Source organism: Paenibacillus sp. JMULE4, assembly GCF_013337105.1.
GTDB lineage: Bacteria > Bacillota > Bacilli > Paenibacillales > NBRC-103111 > Paenibacillus_G > Paenibacillus_G naphthalenovorans.
In genome coordinates this window covers 570,782-593,267 of the sequence record NZ_SGWF01000010.1, presented here as the reverse complement: position 1 = coordinate 593,267, position 22,486 = coordinate 570,782, and the positions used below count along the sequence as shown (strand labels likewise).

Sequence of the window (22,486 nt, the reverse complement as noted above, 5' to 3'; positions counted from 1 at the left end):
GGCGGTCCATCCTGAACCTTTCCTTGGGCAGGTGCATATGATGGCATCAAGAATTGTAGAAGCAGACAGGGAGGGACTGGCCTATGAAAACGATGCGGCGGGTAAAAGGGTATGCTATTGTGCTTGCGCTCATACTGACTGTGGGTGCGGTGCTTGCAGGCTGTAGCCCGGAAAAGGCGGGAGACATTCAGAAGGTGCGGGTGGGCGAGGTCACGCGCTCGATCTTCTATGCCCCGGAGTATGTGGCGATCAGCAAGGGATTTTTTAAGGATCAGGGATTGGATATCGAGCTGACGACAACGTTCGGAGGCGATAAAACGATGACGACACTGCTGTCAGGAGGCATCGATGTCGCGCTGGTCGGATCGGAAACTTCCATTTATGTGCATCAGCAGGGCAGTGCCGATCCGGTGATTAACTTCGCTCAATTGACGCAAACAGACGGTACGTTTCTGGTTTCCCGCAGCAAACCGGAGGGCGACTTCGATTGGAATACACTGAAGGGGAGCACCTTCCTTGGTCAAAGAAAAGGCGGAATGCCGCAGATGGCCGGTGAGTATACGCTGAAAAAACACGGTATCGATCCGCATAAGGATTTGAACCTTCTCCAGAACGTCGATTTTGCCAACATTCCTACGGCGTTCGCCTCCGGAACAGGTGATTATGTGCAGCTGTTCGAACCGCAGGCGACGATGTTCGAGAAGGAAGGAAAAGGGTATGTGATCGCCTCGTTCGGGGCAGAAAGCGGGAAGCTGCCTTACACGGTCTTTATGGCCAAAAAAAGCTACATCGATCAAAATCATGAAACGATTCAAAAGTTTGCGAATGCGGTGCAGCAGGCCCAGAATTGGGTGCAGAAAAACGGTTCCGACGAAATAACGGAGGCGATAGCGCCGTTTTTCCAGGATACGGATAAGGAAATTATAAAAAGCGTCGTAGAGCGCTATAAAAGTCAGGGCTCCTTCGCAACCGACGGGATTGTCGATGAGCAGGAGTGGAACCATCTTCAGGACATCATGCAGGCAGCCGGAGAGCTGAAGCAGCGGGTGGATCATCAAACGCTTGTCGATACCCGCTTTGCCGAACAGGCTAAGCAAACCGTAAAAGAATGAGGAAAGACGGAGGATCAAGCAGCGATAGGGGCGGTCATGGAAATCAAAGCCGGGCGCCTCTTCGCTATCTTCATCAAGACAAGGCAAGGGAGGGATGAGCATGATATCCGCCGTGGAATTGAACGGCGTGTCGCAGGTGTATGTCAATAGGAAAGGCACTTTCACAGCGCTTAAAGATATTGATCTTACCATCCGTCCGGGTGAATTCGTGACCCTGATCGGTCCAAGCGGCTGCGGCAAGACGAGCTTGCTTTCACTGATCAGCGGACTGCTGCCCCCGACTTCCGGGACCATTCGCATTCTGGGGGAGGAGATTCGGAAGCCGACGGCCAAGGTGGGGTATATGCTGCAGCAGGACTACTTATTCCCGTGGCGCACCATTGATGAGAACGCGTCGATCGGTTTGGAACTGCTCGGCCGGCTGAATGAGCATACCCGTTCGTCCGTACTGGCGCTGCTGGATGAAATGGGCCTGAGCGATCAGGTTGACCGTTATCCCCACCAGCTTTCCGGGGGAATGCGGCAAAGGGTGGCGCTTGTGCGGACACTTGCTCCCGAACCGGATATTTTACTGCTGGATGAGCCGTTCTCCGCACTCGATTACCAAACCAAGCTGCAGCTTGAGGACCTGGTAGCCCAAACGCTGAAGGCACGGAAAAAAACCGCGGTGCTCGTGACGCACGATATTTCCGAAGCGATTGCCATGAGCGACCGTATTATCGTGCTGCGTCCGAATCCGGGGCGCGTGCTGGCGGAGGTGGAAGTGCCCGAAGCGATCCGCAGGGCGCTGCCGCTCAAAGCACGGGAGGAGCACGGATTTCATGAATTGTTTCATTATTTGTGGGGGCTTTTTGAGCAGATGGATAAGAGGGGAGGGAACAAAAGTGGAGCGGAGTGAACGAATCGGACTTCGGAATGAGACCGGAGTCTCCATGGATCCGTTGGCCGAGCGAGTCTTCGAGCAGTATCGCAACAGGGAGCGAAAGCTTGCCTTCTATGTTCGTTTGACACAGTGGACCATGCTGATTTTGTTTATCGGGTTATGGGAAGCGGCCAGCCGGCTTCAATGGATTGACGGGCTGCTGTTCAGCTCGCCCAGCCGGGTCGCAGGGCTGCTGCTGGAGAAGACGGCTGACGGAACTATGCTGGTTCACACTTGGGTAACGGTATGGGAGACGGTGGTCGGCTTCCTGCTGGGCACGGTCATGGGCGCCTCCATTGCAGCACTCATCTGGTTCTCCCCGTTTCTTTCACGGGTGCTGGATCCGTACATTGTCGTCTTGAACAGTTTGCCCAAAGTAGCGCTCGGGCCGCTTTTTATCGTGGCGCTCGGGCCCGGAATGATGTCGATCATCGCCACCACGCTTTCCATCACCGTGATTATCACGATATTGGTCATCTATAACAGCTTCCGTGAGGTGGACCCGAATTTGATCAAGGTCGTGCAGATCTTCGGCGGGAGCCGGCGTACGGTTTTCCGTAAAGTCATTTTACCCGCCTCCTATCCCACCATCGTTTCTACGCTTAAGGTGAATGTTGGATTGTCTTGGGTCGGGGTTATCGTGGGCGAATACCTCGTATCCAAACAAGGGCTGGGTTACTTGATCATCTATGGCTTTCAGGTCTTCAACTTCACGCTGGTGATCGGCAGCTTGTTTATCATTGCTATCGCGGCGACGGTGATGTATCAAGGGGTAGCTTACCTCGAAGGCAAGCTGGTAGGGAGAAGGCGGTAAAGAGTATACGGGAATCGGCTCAGCGGGCGGTTCCTTTTTTTGTGCTCAAGGCTCATCAAGGATAACATCTGAAAAAGGCAATATGCGGGGTACATGGTGTCGAGCTTGAATCTGCTCGAATACAAAGTGAGGGTGGTGCTGCTGTTCTCGCAGATTTTTAACGAGCTAGCGCGCCATTTGAGAGATACAGAGCATATTTGGAGCGGAGGCGGTGGACTGCTGGAGGCTGAAGATATGCTGGAGCAGGCGATCCGGGCGCCGCGGCCCGCCTATTTCTATATGCGCGAGCGGCAATTGGAAGCGATTCGGCGGAGGGTACAGCTTGTCGCCAGGGTCTATCAAATGCTGCCGCACGGAGAACTGCCGGCCGGCGTGTTTGAGGAACTCGCAGAGGACGTGAAGATGCCGCGCTGTACGGGAAGAGCGGAGAACCGGCTGGCGGAGCTGGAAAAGCAGTTCAAATCCATGCCGCTGCCGTCAACGCGAGAAGAGTTCGAGATTCGCGCCGAGCTGCTGCAGATCACGGAAGAGAGGAAGGTCTATTTTAGCGTAGCCAAACGGGAAAAACGTCCTGTGGGGCAGGACGCTTAACAACGGCACGTTTCTGAGAAACTTTTGAAATTCATTAAAAATGACAAAGAAAATGGCACACTAGACGAATGTCCTGCATACAAATGTAATGAATGATTGTATGGAGGAGGTTAGAAGGATGTCAATAGATAAAGATTTGCAGTGCAGAGAGATCTATACGAAGGCTGTCTGTGGCAAAGGACGCAAATTCTCACAAGTAACCAACTCGATCACTCCGCCTCATGCTCCGACAAGTATTTTGGGTGCTTGGATCATCAACAACCAATACGATGCGGTAAAGTCGGGTGAACATGTGGAAGTGGTAGGTACTTACGACGTCAACATATGGTATTCCTACGACCGGAATACCAAAACCGATGTTGCGAAAGAAACCGTATCTTATTCGGAGTTGGTGTCGCTTCACTATCTTGATAAAAAGCATAAGCCGTCTACAGCGGAAGTGTCGGCTGTCGCTACCCAGGAACCGAACTGCGTGGAAGCAAGCATCTCCTCTCATGGAGATACTGTGCTTATTCGCGTGGAACGGGAATTTAAGGTGGAAATGATCGCAGAGACGAAGGTATGCGTGGTGGTATGCCCTAACGGCTGCGATGATTTCGACGACAAGCATGTGGATTTCGACAGCACCGAGGACGGCGATTATGAGGACCTGGATCCCGATCTGTTAGACGAGGAACTGGACTGATCCGATCTTTCCTTAACATCATATGCCGGAACAAGGCATTTCGGCAGAGGGCGTCAGCCCTCTTTTTTGTTCCCGGCGGTTGTCCGCTTAAAAATGGGCTGGTTGGGCAGGGCGGGTATGTGCCAAGACTGCTTGTCAGCAGTCCTGCCGGCTGGCCATCGCCTGGACATTACCGCAAACTTGAAGAAGGAGGACCTCCTTATGCGCGCATTTTTGCTGCATTCCAACGAACCTGCGCTGGAACTGTTGTTAGACAAGCTGACCATTGCTCACGGGAGCCGATTGCCTTCTGAACAAGAAGCATGGTTTATCATCCACTGGGGCGCTTACCATCCGGAAAGAGGCCATGCCGAGGCGCTTCAACCGGTCAAAAGCCTGCTCCTTTCTTTACAGCCTGCAAGAGTGGCAGAGCTGTTGAAAATGCATGGAATAGACTGTGCTTTGGAAGAGGACCCATCCGCAAAGGGGAACCCGTCGTCAGCCGCGCGGACGAACCTGACCGCCGCAGCCGCCGCTCCCGGGAAAGGGAGGCGCTGGACCCATATCTATGCGGTGCCCGTTTTTCATCTGCAGGCGCTATCCTTGTTTCATCAATCTTTTGGCGTATACTACAGTTCGGGCGCGCCTTCGGGGGTGCGGATTCGTGATGGGGCGGCGGCCGAATGGACGGAGCTCGGGACCGACCGGCCTACATATTACGCCGCGCATGCGATGCGCGAAGCCGTGAAAACGATCTATGCACTTGGACTCGACTACGGCGTTGTCCGCGTTGGTGTCAGGCCGGACGGCACGATGGCCGTGCTTCGCCTGGAGGCGATTCCCCAATTGACGCCCCGGCTGGCCGAGCTGTTCGCCGAAGCGATGAACCGCTTTGACGAGCAGTTGGCTTCCGGCGTTTTCAGCCGGCACAAAGAAGTGATGCTGGGCGCGGACCCTGAATTTCTGCTGCTTACCCCGGGGGGAAAAGTCAAATTCGCCTCCCGTTATGTCGATAAGGATGGGCCCTTCGGCTGCGATGCCATCGTGCTCCGGAGCCGAAGGAAAATATTCCCCCTGGCCGAGCTGCGGCCGAAGCCGAGCACCGAGGTGCGGGAGCTCCTCATTCATCTTCATAGGACGATGCAGCTTGCCGCAAAGCGGATCACGGATTCGGATCTGCTCTGGGTGGCGGGCGGAATGCCCGTTCGCGGGCTTCCGCTGGGAGGACATATTCACTTCAGCGGGACTCCGCTGGACGGCAGGCTGCTGCGGGCGCTGGATAACTATATTGCACTCCCGCTGACCCTGCTTGAGGACACGACGACCGGCTGGCGCAAGCCGCAATACGGATTTCTGGGCGATTTTCGCAAGGCCAGGCACGGTGGATTCGAATACCGCGTCCTGCCGAGCTGGATGGTTTCTCCGACGGTAGCCAAGGGGGTGCTGGCCCTCGCGAAGCTGGTGGCCGAACATTACCTTGAACTGAAACAGCGGCCGCTTGCGGAGCCCGAGGTGACGAGAGCCTATTATCAAGGGGACAAAGCACGCATCCGGCCGCTGCTTTCGGCGCTTTGGCGTGATGTGGAGAAGCTGCCCGGTTACGCGCGCCATGAATCCTATCTCCTTCCGCTTCGCCGCATGATGCTGCAGATGAGGTCCTGGAATGAACGGGAGGACATCCGCCCCAAATGGAAAATCTCTCCCTTTGCATAGAAGAGAACGCGAGTGTTCTCTATCTTTTCGTGATATAATGATTGGCATGATAGAATTAAAAGATAGAGTAACGAAGGTTTGCAAAGCTTGGCGAACTTTCGGAAACTCTTGCTGCCCGCAGAACGCGGCTGTACATAAGAACACGACGGATCGTTAAACGCATGTTTGCGGGCGATTTCGCAGCAGGCATCTGGAGGATGAAGCATGGCCAAATATACACCCATGATCGAACAGTACCTCGCCATCAAGGCGGAGGTGCAGGACGCTTTTTTGTTTTTCCGTTTAGGCGATTTCTATGAAATGTTTTTTGATGACGCGGTGCTGGCTTCCCGCGAGCTTGAAATCACGCTGACCGGCAGGGACGGCGGCGCGGAAGAGCGCATACCGATGTGCGGCGTTCCGTATCATTCGGCGGAAAGCTATATTGCCCGCTTGGTAGAAAAAGGATATAAGGTCGCCATCTGCGAACAGGTGGAGAATCCGGCTGAAGCGAAGGGGCCTGTCCGCAGGGAAATCGTTCGCATTGTGACGCCGGGCACGGTGATGGACGCGCGTTTGCTCGGCGAGACGAGCAATAACTATATCGTTGCCGTCGTCCGTTCCGGAGAAGGCTACGGCTTTGCCGCTTGCGACATTTCTACCGGAGAGCTTTACGTGACGCGTCTGGAGGGCTCATTTGAGCTGCTGCTTGACGAGCTGAATGTGTACAGCCCGTCCGAGGTGCTGGGCAGTGCCGCGCTGCTGGAGCGAATCCGCAGCGGGGCGGCGGCTTGGATGAAATCGGCGGTGATGACACCGCGGGAGCGCGACGGGTCGTCGGCAGGAGGAGGCTTGTCTCCGGAAGGCCATTTCTCGGAGGCGCAGCTTCGCTCGCTTCCGGAGGGCGGCCGCGATACGCTGGCGCTCTTGATGGAATATCTGCAGGAGACGCAGAAGCGTTCGTTGACGCACATCAAGCATATCCGGGTCTATGAGCCCAGCCAGTATATGGTGATGGACCCGTTCACACGCCGTAATCTGGAGCTCGTCGAGACGGTGCGCGACCGGTCGAAGAAAGGGACGCTTTTGTGGCTGCTCGACAAGACGGTGACGGCGATGGGCGGGCGGCTGTTGCGCCGTTGGATCGAGAAGCCGCTCATGAACCGGACGCATATCGAGGAAAGGCTGGAAGCGGTGGATCTTCTGTACCGCCAACTGATCGTCCGCGACGAGCTCAAGCAGTCGCTGAAGGAGGTTTACGATCTGGAGCGGCTGACGGCCCGCATTGCCTACGGCAGCGCCAACGCGCGCGATCTGGTCGCGCTCAAGGCATCGCTCGCGCAGGTGCCCAAGCTCCGGCAGCTTTGTGAAACCAGCGGCTCCGCCACGCTGGCGGCGCTTGCGGCACGGATCGATCCGTGCCAGGATCTGATGGCCTCCATCGAAGAGGCCATCGTGGACGACCCTCCCGTCTCCATTCGGGACGGGGGGATGATCCGGGCGGGGCTGAACGCCCGCCTGGATCAGCTTCGCGAGGCGAGCACGAACGGCAAGCAGTGGATCGCCGAGCTGGAGAAGCATGAGCGGGAGAGAACAGGGATCAAATCGCTCAAAATCGGATTTAACAAAGTGTTCGGCTACTACATCGAGGTGACGAAGTCGAATCTGGCCTCTCTGGAGGAAGGCCGTTATGAACGGAAGCAGACGCTGGCCGGCGCCGAGAGGTTCGTTACGCCCGAGCTAAAAGAAAAGGAAGCCCTCATTCTTGAAGCCCAGGAAGGCATGGTCGATCTCGAATACGAGCTGTTTATCCAGCTGAGGGACAAGCTCGCTGCACACATCCCAAGGCTGCAGCAGCTGGCCGAGCTGATCGCGACGGTGGATGTGTACCAGTCGCTGGCACACGTGAGCAGCGCGAATCGCTTTACAAAGCCTGAAATCAGTGACGAATATGAGCTGTTCATTGAGCAAGGGCGTCATCCCGTCGTGGAAGCGGTGCTGGAAAACGGCGTGTTCATCGCCAACGAAACCAGGCTGTCCAAAGAGGATGGCAGCATCCTGCTGATTACCGGTCCGAATATGGCGGGTAAAAGCACCTATATGCGCCAGGTGGCGATGATTGTCCTGATGGCGCAAATCGGCTGTTTTGTTCCGGCGAAGAGCGCAAGGATACCGATCGTTGACCGTATTTTCACGCGCATCGGCGCGGCCGACGATCTGATCGGCGGGCAGAGCACCTTCATGGTCGAGATGATGGATATTCAAGTGATGACCGAGAAGGCGACCGCCAAAAGTCTTGTCATCATTGACGAGCTGGGACGAGGGACGTCCACGGGCGAGGGCATGGCGATCGCACAGGCGGTGATCGAATATCTGCACGACCAGATCGGGTGCAAAACGCTGGTTTCGACTCATTTTCACGAGTTGGCGCACCTGGAAGAAAGCCTGCGGGAACTCCGCAATTACTGCATGGCGGTGAAAGAAAGCGGACAGCAGGTCACGTTTCTGCGGAAGCTGATCCGCGGGGCGGCAAGCACCAGCTACGGCATTTATTGCGCGCAAATCGCCGGTTTGCCGTCCAGGATCATCGACCGCTCTTACGAGCTGCTTCATGCGTTTGAAGCGCGGGGAGAGCTGCTGCAGGGACAGCTTCAGGCATCTGCCGGCGAAAGCGGAGAACGCAATGAACCTAAGCCGCCTCCGCAGGTAAAGGAGTCCGAGCCGGTTCATTCCGGGCAGCAAGAGGTCGTGCAGCTGAGCCTCTTCCCTATACCCGAGGAGAAGGCGGACAAGCCTTCCCGAAAGGAGGCCAAAGCAGACAAGGTGCTTGAACAGCTGCGTTCGGCCGATTTGGTGAATATGACGCCGATGGCGGCCATGAACTTTTTATATGAATTAAAAAAACAACTGTCCTCCTAAATCAAGATTCGCAAGGCGAAGAGGCTGTGGGGAGAAGGGACTAATCATGAAACGAACAATGAAAAACTTGCTCTTACGCAAGGCGATTCCTGCCGTACTATCGCTGTCGCTTCTGTTTCCGGCCGCAGCCCCGGCTTGGGCTGCGGGCGCGGGGAGCGTGACGGAAGTGCTGGAGCTGCTGGAGCGAAACCATGTGAGCTCCCCGAACGGAAGCAAATTGTCCGATGCGGCCATTCAAGCGATGATCGATGCGTTGAACGATCCGTATACGGTATACTTTACGCCGGAAGAATTGAAGTCTTTTGAAGCCTCGGTCGAGAATCAATACGTCGGAATCGGCGTCAGGGTAACCATGGAAGAGGACGGGCTCTACATCACCGAAGTGTTTGGCGGTTCTCCGGCCAGCCAAGCGGGACTGAAGGCAGGCGACCTGATTGTCAGGGTGGAGGGAGAATCCGCGATCGGGAAGCCGTTGGAGGAAGTTACCTCCAGGATTATCGGTTTGCCCGGAACGAAGGTGAACCTCCAAATCACGCGAGACGGCGAACCGAAGGACCTGACGATCGAGCGTCAAAAAGTGCAGGTTCCCAGTGTAACGGCCGGGCGTTTTCAGCCGGGCATCGGGTATTTGAAGGTGATCGGATTTTCCAGCGACGCAGATGAGAAGATGAGTCAAGAGCTGGCGGCGCTCAAGGAGCAAGGAATCCAAAGCCTGATCGTGGATCTGCGCGATAATCCCGGCGGCATTCTGGAGACGGCTCAGCAAATGGCAAGGCTCTTCGTGAAAGAGGGTACGCTGATGCATACCAAGGACCGCGATAACGTGGACGACCCGGTGAAAATAACGAACGGGACAACGCAGCCTTTTCCGGTTTATTTCCTGGTCAACGAAAACAGCGCAAGCGCGTCGGAAGTGCTGACAGGGGCTTTGCAGGATTATGGCGCGATTAAGGTCATCGGAACGAAAACGTACGGAAAGGGCAGTGTGCAGCAGGTGGTTCCGCTGAAATCGGGCGGTGCCTTGAAGCTTACCATCCAAGAGTATTTGACTCCCAAGTTCAGAAAAGTGAACGGAGTGGGGATCGAGCCGGACATTAAAGTAGAGGGCGGAGACGTTCCGCAGCTGCTGACGGCTCTCCGGTTGGCCGGTGCGAACCGCATCGACCTGTCGCTGATGCGGCTGAACTTGACCGTGAACGGTTTAGCCGTGGACAACACCTTCCGGGTTATTCGTGAACAAGGTCAAACCTATGTTCCCTCTCGTGTGCTGGCGGCTCTGATCGGCGGTACCGTGGAGTGGAACGAGGTGAACCGGACGGTACGGATCGGTTCCGCAGACGGCCAATTCGAATTTGGTTCTGCCGGCGGAGAGCTTCTGCTGAAAGACGGTACAGGCTTTGTGAGCCTTCGTCAGGCGGCTTCCGTATGGAGTGCCCTGAAATGGAGCGATGACGGCAGGAATATCACGATCGGGTTTGAGCAAGTGAAGAAACCAACCGCGTAAAGGAGTCCGGGCATATGGGAAAAATCACCATTTTAGATGAACATATCGCCAACCAGATCGCCGCGGGCGAAGTGGTCGAACGGCCTTCCTCGGTCGTGAAGGAGCTTGTGGAAAATGCCATCGATGCCGGAAGCTCCCGGATCGATGTCACCATTGAAGAAGGCGGTCTGCAGCTCATTCGGGTGACCGACAACGGGTCGGGGATGGATCGCGAGGATTGCGAAACGGCATTTTACCGCCATGCCACAAGCAAAATCGCAAGCTCTCACGATTTGTTCCAAATCCGTACGCTCGGCTTTCGCGGGGAAGCTTTGCCCAGTATTGCGGCGGTATCGAAGGTGGAGCTGCTGACTTCCCCGGATTCAAGCGGTCTCGGGACGCGCCTTGTGCTGGAAGGCGGCAGCGTGCTGGAGCGTTCCGATGCCACGGCACCCCAAGGAACGGATATTACGGTACGGGAGCTGTTTTACAACACCCCGGCCAGGCTGAAATATATGAAGACGATCCAAACGGAGCTTGGGCACGTGACGGATTATATTTACCGTCTGGCGCTAGCGCATCCGAACATTGCCATCACGCTGAAGCATAACGGGCATGTGCTGGCGCAGACGCCCGGGGGAGGGGATCTGCTTCAGACCATTGCGTCGATCTATGGTACCGCTGTGGCCAAGAGCATGCTTCCGGTTCACGGCGAAACGCTGGATTACCGGCTGGAAGGCTTTATCGCGAAGCCGGAGGTTACCCGGGCCAACCGCGGCGGCATGACGACCGTGATCAACGGGCGCTATATCCGCAATTATCCGATGGTACAGGCTCTATTGCAGGGTTATCACACGCTGCTGCCGATCGGCCGCTTCCCGGTGGCGGTGCTGCACGTACAGATGGATCCGACACTGATCGACGTGAACGTCCACCCGGCCAAGCTGGAGGTGCGCTTCAGCAAGGAGCCCGAGCTGATGCAGCTGATCGAGCGCGAAACGCGCGAAACGCTCGGCCGGCAGCGGTTGATCCCCTCGGCTGGACAGCCGGGAGGTGCGGGAAAGCGGCCGCGCGAGCCGCTCGTGCAGGAGCAGCTCGAGCTGTATCGGCCGCAGGCCGCCGCAGCCGCGGAGCGCCTGACGGGCACGGTCGGCCAGGCACCCCGGGCACCGTGGGCACAGCCGCCTGCAGGCGATGCGCCGCGTCCGGAGCGCCCCGCATTCGCGGCGCCGCGCGGTGAGCCGCCGGCACCTGTGCGGGCGGAGGCCCCGCGCGAGCGGCTGCAGCCGCGCGAAGCGGCCGCCGCTTCCGGCGCGCTGCTGCGCACGCTGGCACCGGAGCCGGAGACTCCGCCGGCGCTGCCGGGTTTCCCGAAGCTTCAGCCCATCGGGCAGCTTCACGGCACTTATATCGTCGCCCAGAACGAGGAAGGCTTGTTCCTGATCGACCAGCACGCGGCGCATGAGAGGATCAATTACGAGCGTTTCTTTGACATGTTCGGCAGGCCTGAAGAGGCAAGCCAGGAGCTGCTCGTTCCCATTACCCTGGAGTTTACGGCAGTAGAGGCCGAAAGACTGGCGGACAAGCTTCCGCAGCTCGAGCAGGCAGGGGTGTATTTGGAGCCGTTCGGAGGAACGTCCTTTCTTGTCCGCGCTTATCCGCATTGGCTGCCGAAAGGCGATGAGCAGGCGATTGTAGAAGAAATGATCGAATGGCTGTTAAGCGAGAAGAAGCAGGTGGATATCGGCAAGCTGCGGGAAAAAGCGGCGATCATGTGCTCCTGCAAAGCATCGATCAAAGCGAATCAAAGCATCGGAACGCTGGAGATCGAAACGCTGCTCGACCGGCTTGCGGCCTGCCGCAATCCGTACACGTGCCCGCACGGAAGGCCGATCGTCGTCAGCTTCTCCACCTATGAGCTGGAAAAAATGTTCAAACGGGTACAATAAAAGCGGGACGCGGAATTTGCGTTCCCGCGCAATTGCATTATAATGGTAGTGAATATTGAAGCATAACCGTAAAGGGTGATCATCGTTGTTCGTTACTACCTCCTATGATCCCTGTCCCGCGCAGCTGGAAGAAGCCCGGCGGCTCGCGCATCTGCTGAACGGCCGCTATATTGAACGCCGGCAGATGTCTTTGTCGCAGTTGAGGCGGCGATACGGGGACGAGGAGATCCTTCTGGTGTCCAAGGAAAGGCTCGAGTATCATCATGCCCGGCGGGCACCCTTGTTTTTTCATCCCAGTACGGCGGTTATTCGCATCAAGCGGCTGCTCAAAGGCGAAAGCGATCCCCTCCTGGAGATCGCAGGCGTCAGAGCCGGTGACCGGATTGTCGATTGTACGGCCGGACTCGGCTCCGATGCGCTCGTTTTCTCCTTTGCTGTAGGGGCGGACGGCAAGGTGACGGCGATTGAGAATGCGGGCATTCCTTGTTTTTTACTGCAGCAAGGTCTGAAGACCTATCATTCCGATGTGGCCGGTTTGAATGACGCCATGCGCCGTATTGAGGTGATCCAAATGGACCATTTGGACTACTTGCGCGACCTGCCGGACAGCAGCGTCGATGTCGTTTATTTCGATCCGATGTTCCGCAAGCCGATCACAGAGTCGGCTTCCATAGGGGCGATTCGCGGATTAGCCGACGACCGGGCGCTGTCGGAAGAGAGCGTGCAGGAAGCGATACGGGCTTCCCGCAGGGCCGTCGTCATGAAGGAGCACCGCGACAGCGATCAATTCGCCCGCCTCGGTTTTGCCGAAGTGCACCTCTCCGGGAACAAAATTGCTTATGGAGTGATCAGATGCTGACAGAAACGGACCGGCAGCGGCCAAGGCTCCTTGTGCTGGTCGGCCCTACTGCCGTCGGCAAGACGAAGCTGAGCCTTACGCTGGCTGAACAATACAACGCGGAAATCATTTCTGGAGACTCGATGCAGGTATATCGCGGGATGGACATCGGCACAGCCAAAGCTACTCCCGAAGAACGGGCCAGAATCAGGCACCATATGATCGATATCCGTGATCCGGATGAGCCGTTTTCCGTAGCGGAATTTCAAGAAAGATGCACAGAACTGATCCGGGAGATCCATGGACGCGGCAAGCTGCCTTTTATCGTCGGTGGCACTGGATTGTATATCGAGTCGGTGTGCTATAACTTTCAATTCAGCGATGCCGGCTCGGACGACGCTTTCCGCGAAGAACAGAAGGCTTTTGCCCAAGCGCAAGGCGCGGAAGCTCTTCATGAACGGCTTAAGCAGGTAGACCCGGAAAGCGCGGAGCGTTTGCATCCCAACGATCAGCGGCGGATTATCCGGGCGCTCGAAATTTTTCATGTCTCCGGAGAGCGGTTGTCGGATCAGTTGAAACGTCAAAAAAAACAGTCGCCGTACGAATTGTGTATCGTCGGGTTGACAATGGATAGAGCTTTACTATATAAACGTATTGAAGAGCGAATCGATTCCATGATGCAGCAAGGCTTGGTGGAGGAGGTAAGAGGCTTGCTGGCACAAGGCTGCAGTCCGTCGTCGGTTGCGATGCAGGGGCTTGGCTACAAACAGATTGCAGGTTATCTCTTGGGCCATTATTCGCTTGAGGAAGCGGTTGTGCTGCTTAAGCGGGACACCCGTCATTTTGCCAAGCGGCAGTTGTCATGGTTTCGCCGCATGAAGGATATCGAATGGGTTGATGTGAGTGAATTGGCAGAATTTCCTACACACCTGGAACAGATTCATGCTATAATAGCACAAAAGCTTAAGCTTGACCGTTAATTATTTTGGAGGGGGCCCATGGATGAATAAGACGATCAACATTCAAGACACGTTTTTAAACCAACTACGCAAGGAGAACATTCCAGTCACCGTCTATCTGACCAATGGGTTTCAAATTCGCGGCGTGATTCGCGCATTCGATAATTTTACCATTATCATTGATAGTGAAGGCCGTCAGCAAATGGTATACAAACATGCCATCTCGACCTTTACCCCGCAGCGTGCGGTTTCTTTGATGCAGCAGCCGGAAAGCGGCGAGTAATCACGTTTGACTGCGCCAAGAGCACAAATTTTTGGAAGCAACATTTTGGTCATCCGGTACGTCTATTAGAATACAGTTCCCTGAGCAACCCTGATTCCTTGGGTTGTTCTTTCTTTAAGAGGCAGTGCTGCAGGTTCAGATCCTGTAAAACGCAAGAGACAGATAAAGAAAGGGAGTCGGGGCATGACGGAAAGAAACAGCAAGACACCGAGAAAAGCATCCATGGAGAAAAAACCGGCGTCGGGCAAGGTCAAAAAGAAGGCAAAGAAAGTTTCGATAGGAAAAGTGTTTTGGTGGACCTTCGTTGCAGGAGCAGTGGCGGCGATCTGTGCCATGGGAGTGTATATCTTTATTATCGTCAACGGCAACCGGATCTTGACCGAAAATTTGGATAAATTAGAGTTTAGCGAAGCGTCCCACATTTATGATGTGCATGGGCAGGAAGCGGGTTCGTTGAAAGTGGAAAACCGGGAGAATGTAGATTCGTCCGAAATTCCGGACCTGCTGAAAAAAGCTTTTGTTGCCACGGAGGACAAACGGTTCGAGGAACACGCAGGCGTTGACTTTTTGGGCATCGGCCGCGCTTTGGTCAAGGATATCGTCGCCCGCAGCATGGTGGAGGGCGGCAGTACGATCACGCAGCAGTTGGCCAAAAACGTGTTCTTGAGCTCGGACAAAACGTTTTTCCGCAAAGCGACGGAGATGTCCATTGCGGTAGCGCTCGAGCAAAGATATACGAAAGATGAAATTTTAAGCTATTATTTAAATCGTATTTATTTTGGCAAGCGAGCTTACGGTGTGAAAGCGGCGTCCAAAGTATACTTCGGCGTGTCGGATTTAAATCAACTGAAATTATGGCAAATGGCTACGCTCGCCGCTATGCCCAAGGCGCCGAATGCATATAATCCGTTGAACGATCCTGAAAAATCTATGGAGCGCCGGGCGGTTGTGCTTAAACTGATGCAGGAGCAAGGCTATATTACCGAAGCGCAGCGGGCGGAAGCGGCCGCCGTGGAGTATACGCCTCCGAAGGGTGTGGCGGAAAGCAATTACCAAACGTATATCGACTATGTGCTCAAGGAAGCGCAGGATATGTACGGCTTTGAGGAAGATGATTTGCTGCGGGGAGGGTATAAGATTTACACGACCTTAGACCCTGTAGCTCAGAGAATCATGGAACAAACGTATGCGAATAATAAATTTTTCCAAAAAGACGGTCCGCAGCAAAAAATGCAAAGCAGCATGGTCATTCTGAATAATGAGGATGGCGGCATCGTCGCCATGATCGGAGGAAGGGACTATGTGACTCGCGGGTTGAACCGTGCCGTGTCTCAACCTAGACAGCCGGGTTCGGCGTTTAAACCGCTTGTGGTCTTCGCGCCTGCAATTGAAGAAAAAGGGTATACGCCATACTCGCGGCTTAGAGACGAACAGAGATCGTACAACGGGTATTCGCCCAGAAACTACGATGGCGTTTATCGCGGCGAGGTCACCATGCAGGAAGCGATCAGAAGATCGATCAACATGCCTGCCGTCGATCTGTTGAATGAGATCGGGGTCAGGACCGGCAGGGATTTCGTCCGCAAATTGGGAATCGAGCTGACGCCCGAGGATAACAACCTGGCCATTGCGCTGGGGGGATTGCACAAAGGTGTAACCACGCTTCAGATGGCCGGAGCTTACAGCGCATTTGCCAACAATGGGTATATGAACAAACCTCATGCGATTATCAAAATTACGAATGACAAGGGTGAGGTGGCTTCGTTTAAAGAAGAGCGGAAGTCGCCTGTGATGAGCGCCAAAACGGCTTGGTATATGACCCAGATGCTGCGAACGGTGGTTGAACCCGGGGGAACCGGTACGGCGGCGAAATTCGAACGTCCGGTTGCAGGTAAAACCGGCTCGACGCAGCTGGATATCAAAGGGTTGGAACGATACATGCGGGACTTGTGGTTCGTCGGCTATACCCCGGAATGGACAGCTGCCGTCTGGATGGGATTCGACAAGACCGATTCGAAGCATTATGTATCGATGAGCAGCGGCAGCGCCGCGGCGATCTTCAAAGAAGTGATGCAGAAATCGCTGACGAATCGTCCGGTCAGGTCATTTAAGAGGCCGGCCGGCGTGGAGGAGCCTGCTGCGCCTCCAAAAGCAATCGGTGACTTGACGGCGGAATATCAACAGGATAAACGATCGGTCCATCTCCGTTGGAGCGGCGTGGGCTCCGGGGTATCGTATCAATTATTCCGCAAGGACAGCAAAATGCAGGATTTCCCGGCAGAACCTCTCATCACCACCACGGCAACGGAAGTAAACGATATTTCCGCCATACAGCCGGATACTTATCAATATGTTGTTGTGCCGCTGAATGGGGAAAACAATACGGCAGGCCCGCGTTCCAACGTAGTATCCGTCACGGTTCCGGAGCAAGGCGACGATTCGAATCCTTTGCATCCGGAGCAGCCGGGTACGGATCCGAATGAAGAGCAAGCGGATCCGAATGATCCTGGAATGGAATACCCAGACACTGGAGAGTCTGGAACAAGGCCGGGAGAGAGACCGGGAACAGGCCTGCCGGGAACCGATCGACCGGGGAACGGGTATGGTCCGGGAGGGCAGACGGGGCCAGGCCGTCAGAATGGCGGCAAACGTACACCGGACAGCGGCCAAAACGGTAGCGGCACCGGCACCGATGAACCCCGCACAGACTCCGATAATGGTACCGGCGGCACAGGGCCGGCTCCTCCGGCAGACGGCCCCGGCGGACCCGGTATCCAGTTCCCGCCGGCCTCCGAGCCTGGGGCCGTCATACCTCAGGAGCCGATACCAGGATGGATACGCTGAGCTTCGAACGCTCAAAGGCAGTAATGAGGCACTTCGTTTGGTTTTTTAATTTGGCGTACATCCGTAGTATAATGAACACCGGATACTAACCGCATTTCGACATAACAGCATTGGAGTGAATTGCTAAGGATGAAAGCTTTGCGATTACGAAAAATAGCCATTTGGTTCTGCACTGCGGCGCTCCTGGCCCTGATGATGACGGGCTGCGGCACGAAAACTGCGCCTTCGAATACGGGGAACGCTCCTCAAAGCGGCGGCCAGCCTGCCGGGCAAAATGCATCGTCCCAAGAGCCGGCCGGGAAGAAATCCTGGTCATCTCCTCCAGAGATGAAGATTGATCCGAACAAAACGTATCATGCGAAGGTGACGACTTCCAAAGGCACATTCACGATCGAGCTGTTCGCCAAAGACGCTCCGAAGACGGTTAACAATTTTGTCTTCCTATCGAGAGAAGGCTTCTATAACGACATCACGTTCCACCGGATCATCCAGTCGTTTATGATCCAAACCGGCGACCCGCTCGGCAATGGAACGGGAGGTCCCGGCTATAAGTTCGAGGATGAACTGAATTCGCCTCATCAATATGAGCCGGGCATTGTCGCTATGGCGAACTCGGGCAAAAACACGAACGGCAGCCAGTTTTTCATTTGTACGGGCGAGGACAGCAAAGGCCTGCCCAAGAAATATACCATTTTCGGCAAAGTCGTGGAGGGCATGGATGTTGTGCTGAACATCGCCGCTACACCGGTGAAGCAAGGGAATGAGCCGACGCCGAGCGTACCGACGGAGAAAGTCACGATCCAATCGATAGAGATAACTGAAAAATAGAAAGCAGCGTGGTCCGCCACGCTGCTTTTTTGACATCAAACCCGGGGAGAAAGATTCGTATATATCCGGCTGTGGTTAAATATTTTTATGGAGAACGGAACGAAACGACAACTTCCATCGTCATTAAAGGGGAGAAGTACTTATGACGCTTCATATCAGCGGCTGCCCTGAACCGGATGCTTCGGCATCCGCTCCCGGCACGCCGTCATTAGATGGCCGCTGCTGTTTGCTGCTGCACGGATTTACCGGCGGACCTTACGAGGTCATGCCGCTGGCCGAGCATTTGCGCGAGCAAGGCTTTCATTGTCATGTGCCTACGCTGCCTGGTCATGATCAAGGCTTGAAGGGACTCGGTGACGTCACATGGCGGGATTGGCTGAGAGCGGCCGCGCGGGAGGCCGATCGGCTTGCGCGGCAGTTTGGGGAGATTGAGGTAGTAGGCTTTTCCATGGGCGGACTCCTCTCCGCTTATTTGGCCAACCGCTTCCCAGTACGCAGGCTGGTGCTGCTTAATGCCGCGGCGATTTACTTCAGCCCGTACTTGTTTATTCGCGATTTGGCCGGCCGCCTCCGCTGCAGGGACTTGGAGCCATTGTACCGTATTAAACATACGCCTCTTCCTGCAGCCCTTCAATTTACGAAGCTGGCTCGTTATACGAAGCTGCGTGAGCTGCCGCGGATTACGGTACCGACGCTGATTGCTCAAGGAAAACGGGATCCAATTGTACACCCCCGAAGCGCAGAGTATATTTACCGCAAGCTGAAGGGGGAAAGGGAATTGATTTACTTTCCGCATTCCCGTCATCTGATTTGCATGGAGCCGGAAGCGCCGCAATTATTTGCAGCGGTGGAGCGTTTTTTGAAATGATTGGGGTATGGGAGTGTTCGGTTTGAAGGTGAAGGTAAGAAGAGGAAATTCTGCGCCCCGGTTGGCGAAAGCTTTAAGGTTTCCGGTCAAAGTGATGCTGATGGTTACGGCCATCGCTCTCCTGTGGGTGCTATTCATTCAATGGAAGATGGCCAGCTTGCCGGATGGCAAGCTCCCGCCCAAAGAGGTAGGGATCGTGCTAGGCGCCGCACTGTGGCAAACGGAACCGAGTCCGGCATTACAGGAGCGCTTGAACCGTGCGGTTCAATTGTATGAATCGGGTACCATTAAACATATTATTGTATCCGGCGGATACGATCATGCGAACGCCGAGCTTACGGAAGCGGAAGGCATGCGCAATTATCTGGTGGATAAGGGGGTCCGCCAGAGCGACATCTACCTGGAAAATGAAGCAACGAACACTTACGAAAATATGCTGTTCAGCCAAAAAATCATGCGCAGTAACGGCTGGACCTCGTCCGTCATTATAACTCACCGTTATCACGCCGTAAGGGCGCTCGATATCGCCCGGTTTCTGGGATATGAAGACCCCGCGGTCTCGCCAATGGATTCCAGGGTGCTCATGATGGCCTGGCATAAAGGCAGGGAGACATTAGCCTTAACCAAATGGCAGTGGGACAAGGTCAGGATGGTATTCGGACAGCAGACGGAAATCTGAATAGCGGAATAGAATGGCAGGTTGGCGAGGCACAATGCGGGAACGGTTTCTTTTCCATAAACAAGCTGATATAATAAAGCTACACCTGTTTGAACGTAAAGGAGAGGAATGACTTGCCTGGTAATATCGGTATCGGCGGTCTCGTATTGATCGTGATCGTAGTATTGCTGCTGTTCGGACCGTCCAAGCTTCCCGAGCTGGGGAGAGCCTTCGGCAGAACGCTGAGCGAATTTAAGGAATCCACTCGCGGCCTCGTATCCGGGGATAAAGAAGATAACAGCAAGCCCCAGGATGAGAAAAAATCATAAGTATATTTACTGAAACTCCCTGCTGCGTATGCTGCTGAAAGCTTACGGAACAGGGAGTTTTTTATGCATAAAGTTATGATGAAGTCTGTGTACGATAATGAAACCCGTAGAGTCTTTTGTAGCCTGTACTGCTATACAGCCGAATCGCGGGGGCATTGTCGTTCATGACCTGCAAGTACAATCGGGAGGCTCCATGGTCGCGGCTCCACTGGGCCAATTCGTGCAGAAGCAGCTTTCCCAGTCCGCGGCCGCGTTCCTGAGGATGAATCACAACATTGACGAAACCTGCCCAACCATCCTCGGCAACGGCCATACCTGCCCCAACGCACCGCTCTCCGTCAATCAGGCTCACAAACCCTTTGTCGGGCTTCACCCGATGGAATAAGCCGTCATAAAAACCGGCAGCCTCGGATTTAAACCCTTCCATATGTATAAAATGCTCCACCCACGCCGGGTCATGCCGATGCTGGACGACCGTTTTGATTTTGGTGTTACGGGATGCTTCGGTCCTTTCGCAAACCTCGTCCGTATCGGCGATCATTACGGAGCATGGGGTTTCCTTTGCATATCCTTGCCGCTCCAGCCAAGCATCCAAGCCCGCGGGCGATGCGTCGCTGATATGATATCGCAAGGGAAGAAGGTGCTTCCGGTAGAATGCCTCGGCCATCTTGGGCCTGGCGTCATCCAGCTGCCAAGGCCCTGTGCCGTCGGATGTCCAGATGCTGTTCGCCCGTCTGGTGATCCCGCCGGAGGCCCGAAAAACCCAACCGTTGTGGTATTCTTCCGTCTCCGCGGGCCATGTCCTCAGGGCCAATGACTCGATATATGAAAAAAAGGCCGTGCTCAATGTCTCGTTCGACTCCTCGTTTATAGCTTATATCCGCAATTCATGAATAAATATACGATAAAATAGATGAATATACAATGCATTTTCTTACGCTCATTTACAAAAAATCCATACCGCCTTAATCTTCCTTTTACGTTTGTCCCGTATGATAGCTTTGAAAACAATCATTACCAATACGGAGAAACGGACGGTGTAATGGTATGGAGATGAACAGAAGAAAGTTTCTTGCTTATTTGGGTACAGGTACGGCTGCGCTGGCCGCCGCATCTGCCGGACTAGGGTCCCTGACCGGCGGCGATAAAGCCTATGCCGCCAGGACGGCTGACCACTTGTTTGGTTACAAAAGCAACAAAGTGTCCGGTTTTTTTGAGCCGATTGCGCACAGTAAGGTAGACGATGTGATTCTTCCAAAAGGATTTAAATACGATGTGGTGGCTGCGTACGGAGACGTCATTAACGAAGCAGGAGATACGTTTGGTTTTAACAATGATTTTACCGTCTATTTTCCAATCGACGGCTCCAATACGCACGGCTTGCTGTGGGTAAACCATGAATACTCCAGCGATGTGTTCGTCCATGGCCAGCCGGGCGCCGACGGGAATTATACGGCGGAGCAGATCAAGAAAATGCTGTATGTTCAGGGCGGGTCGGTCATCGAAGTGCGCCGCGACGAAAAAGGGGTCTGGAAGCTCGACACCCAATCGAAATACGCACGCCGCGTGACCGGTTTGACGCCAACGAAATTAGTGGGTCCTGCTGCAGGAACGAAGGCGGTGAATGGGGCGGTGAATGTTCAGGGAACATTCGCGAACTGTTCCGGCGGCATGACGCTGTGGAACACGCTGCTGACCTGTGAGGAAAACTTTGAAGAGACGTCCGGACAAGCGGGGCTGGATGCTACGCACTACGGGTGGGTTGTGGAAGTCGATCCGTTTGATCCGACATTTGAAATCCGCAAGCACACCGCGCTCGGCCGCTTTAACCATGAGAATACGGCGATGGGCCTTAGCAAAGACGGCCGTGTCGTTGTATACATGGGAGACGACAAGAAGGATGCCTGTGTGTACAAATTCGTTTCCAAGAACAATTATGTACCCGAAATGGGTCGCGCCAATACGGCTCTGCTGACGGAAGGAACGCTCTACGCTGCGGATTTGAAGAAAGGCAAGTGGATTGCTCTTACTATCGAAGCCGTCCAGAAAGCATTGAAGGATGAAAAATTCAAGGTGCCTAGCCTGATTAAAGCGACAAAAGAAGAGCTCGCGGCCAAATTCCAGACGCAGGCGGATGTTTGTGTGAATACGCACGAAGCGGCCTTGATTCTTGGCGCAACGCCGACGGATCGTCCTGAGGACATCGAAATTTGTCCTTTTGACAATACCTTCTTCGTAGCTCACACCAACAATGACAATCACGGGAACATTCACGGGCACATCACCCGCTTCTTTGAGAAAGACAGTGACCTTGGCGCGATGGAATTTGACTTTGAGATTTTTGCCGCAGGCGGACGCCAAAGCGGCTTCAGCGCGCCGGACAACCTTACCTTCGACAGCAACGGCAATCTGTGGACAGTAACCGATATATCTTCAGGCAGCTTGAACAAGGGAGTATTCACTTCGTTTGCCAACAACGGCATGTTTGTGATCCCGACAACGGGTCCGAATATGGGAGTTGCGATGCAGTTTGCTTCCGCTCCGGTCGAAGCCGAGATGACAGGCCCCTGGTTTACACCCGATGAAAGCACTTTGTTCCTCGCCGTGCAGCATCCGGGTGAAAACACGACAGATCCAAGCAAACCGACCAGCACTTGGCCGCGCCGTCCGGGAGATACGATGCCTCGTCCGGCCGTGATCGCGATTACCGGTTTTCAATTTTAATAAGGAGCT

19 protein-coding genes are annotated in these 22,486 nt (G+C 54.7%); 18 read left to right on the top strand and 1 reads right to left on the bottom strand.

The window, feature by feature from the left end; all coding sequences use genetic code 11:
* The first annotated feature begins 92 nt into the window (after positions 1-92).
* From EXW96_RS05170 to tatA, 17 genes are all read left to right on the top strand, one after another.
* Positions 93-1,112: an ABC transporter substrate-binding protein gene (locus EXW96_RS05170; RefSeq protein WP_174350085.1), complete on the top strand. Its 1,020-nt coding sequence runs from the start codon at positions 93-95 to the stop codon at positions 1,110-1,112.
* A 100-nt stretch (positions 1,113-1,212) separates the two neighbouring features.
* Positions 1,213-2,010 (top strand): ABC transporter ATP-binding protein, encoded by a 798-nt coding sequence (locus EXW96_RS05165; protein WP_054819912.1) that lies wholly within the window; start codon positions 1,213-1,215, stop codon positions 2,008-2,010.
* 34 nt (positions 2,011-2,044) lie between these two features.
* Positions 2,045-2,848: an ABC transporter permease gene (locus tag EXW96_RS05160; protein WP_174350084.1), complete on the top strand. Its 804-nt coding sequence runs from the start codon at positions 2,045-2,047 to the stop codon at positions 2,846-2,848.
* Between the two features lie 93 nt (positions 2,849-2,941).
* The gene (locus tag EXW96_RS05155) at positions 2,942-3,439 is read left to right on the top strand and encodes a hypothetical protein (RefSeq protein WP_054819913.1); all 498 of its coding nucleotides are present in this window, start codon (positions 2,942-2,944) and stop codon (positions 3,437-3,439) included.
* A 118-nt stretch (positions 3,440-3,557) separates the two neighbouring features.
* Positions 3,558-4,124: an outer spore coat protein CotE gene (locus EXW96_RS05150; RefSeq protein ID WP_054819914.1), complete on the top strand. Its 567-nt coding sequence runs from the start codon at positions 3,558-3,560 to the stop codon at positions 4,122-4,124.
* 201 nt (positions 4,125-4,325) lie between these two features.
* The gene (locus tag EXW96_RS05145) at positions 4,326-5,816 is read left to right on the top strand and encodes a putative amidoligase domain-containing protein (RefSeq protein ID WP_054819915.1); all 1,491 of its coding nucleotides are present in this window, start codon (positions 4,326-4,328) and stop codon (positions 5,814-5,816) included.
* Between the two features lie 204 nt (positions 5,817-6,020).
* On the top strand, positions 6,021-8,714 hold the full coding sequence (mutS, locus tag EXW96_RS05140; protein WP_174350033.1) for a DNA mismatch repair protein MutS: 2,694 nt from the start codon (positions 6,021-6,023) through the stop codon (positions 8,712-8,714).
* A 46-nt stretch (positions 8,715-8,760) separates the two neighbouring features.
* Positions 8,761-10,218 carry a S41 family peptidase gene (locus tag EXW96_RS05135; protein ID WP_174350032.1) on the top strand — a complete coding sequence of 486 codons (1,458 nt, stop codon included), beginning with the start codon at positions 8,761-8,763 and terminating at the stop codon, positions 10,216-10,218.
* Positions 10,219-10,232: 14 nt separating this feature from the next.
* Positions 10,233-12,146 (top strand): DNA mismatch repair endonuclease MutL, encoded by a 1,914-nt coding sequence (mutL, locus tag EXW96_RS05130; RefSeq protein ID WP_174350031.1) that lies wholly within the window; start codon positions 10,233-10,235, stop codon positions 12,144-12,146.
* Between the two features lie 85 nt (positions 12,147-12,231).
* Positions 12,232-13,005 (top strand): class I SAM-dependent methyltransferase, encoded by a 774-nt coding sequence (locus tag EXW96_RS05125; protein WP_174350030.1) that lies wholly within the window; start codon positions 12,232-12,234, stop codon positions 13,003-13,005.
* Positions 12,999-13,964, top strand: a complete 966-nt coding sequence (gene miaA / locus EXW96_RS05120) for a tRNA (adenosine(37)-N6)-dimethylallyltransferase MiaA (RefSeq protein WP_054818202.1) — start codon at positions 12,999-13,001, stop codon at positions 13,962-13,964. Before EXW96_RS05125 ends, miaA begins: the two co-directional genes overlap by 7 nt.
* A 22-nt stretch (positions 13,965-13,986) precedes the next feature.
* Entirely contained in the window at positions 13,987-14,226 is a 240-nt protein-coding gene (gene hfq, locus EXW96_RS05115; protein ID WP_054818203.1) for an RNA chaperone Hfq, read from the top strand.
* A gap of 183 nt (positions 14,227-14,409) precedes the next feature.
* Complete coding sequence (locus EXW96_RS05110; protein WP_174350029.1) at positions 14,410-17,070, top strand: PBP1A family penicillin-binding protein; 2,661 nt, start codon at positions 14,410-14,412, stop codon at positions 17,068-17,070.
* Between the two features lie 129 nt (positions 17,071-17,199).
* Positions 17,200-17,898, top strand: a complete 699-nt coding sequence (locus EXW96_RS05105) for a peptidylprolyl isomerase (RefSeq protein ID WP_054818206.1) — start codon at positions 17,200-17,202, stop codon at positions 17,896-17,898.
* A 142-nt stretch (positions 17,899-18,040) separates the two neighbouring features.
* Positions 18,041-18,766: an alpha/beta hydrolase gene (locus EXW96_RS05100; RefSeq protein ID WP_083351145.1), complete on the top strand. Its 726-nt coding sequence runs from the start codon at positions 18,041-18,043 to the stop codon at positions 18,764-18,766.
* A 28-nt stretch (positions 18,767-18,794) separates the two neighbouring features.
* On the top strand, positions 18,795-19,445 hold the full coding sequence (locus tag EXW96_RS05095; RefSeq protein WP_249929481.1) for a SanA/YdcF family protein: 651 nt from the start codon (positions 18,795-18,797) through the stop codon (positions 19,443-19,445).
* A 113-nt stretch (positions 19,446-19,558) separates the two neighbouring features.
* Complete coding sequence (tatA, locus tag EXW96_RS05090; RefSeq protein WP_062408745.1) at positions 19,559-19,753, top strand: twin-arginine translocase TatA/TatE family subunit; 195 nt, start codon at positions 19,559-19,561, stop codon at positions 19,751-19,753.
* A 73-nt stretch (positions 19,754-19,826) separates the two neighbouring features.
* Here the strand turns inward: tatA and EXW96_RS05085 are convergent, their stop codons facing one another.
* Positions 19,827-20,600, bottom strand: a complete 774-nt coding sequence (locus EXW96_RS05085; protein ID WP_137669718.1) for a GNAT family N-acetyltransferase — start codon at positions 20,598-20,600, stop codon at positions 19,827-19,829.
* Positions 20,601-20,800: 200 nt separating this feature from the next.
* Here EXW96_RS05085 and EXW96_RS05080 point away from each other — a divergent pair, with 200 nt between their 5' ends.
* On the top strand, positions 20,801-22,477 hold the full coding sequence (locus tag EXW96_RS05080) for a PhoX family protein (protein ID WP_062408743.1): 1,677 nt from the start codon (positions 20,801-20,803) through the stop codon (positions 22,475-22,477).
* Positions 22,478-22,486 lie beyond the last annotated feature (9 nt).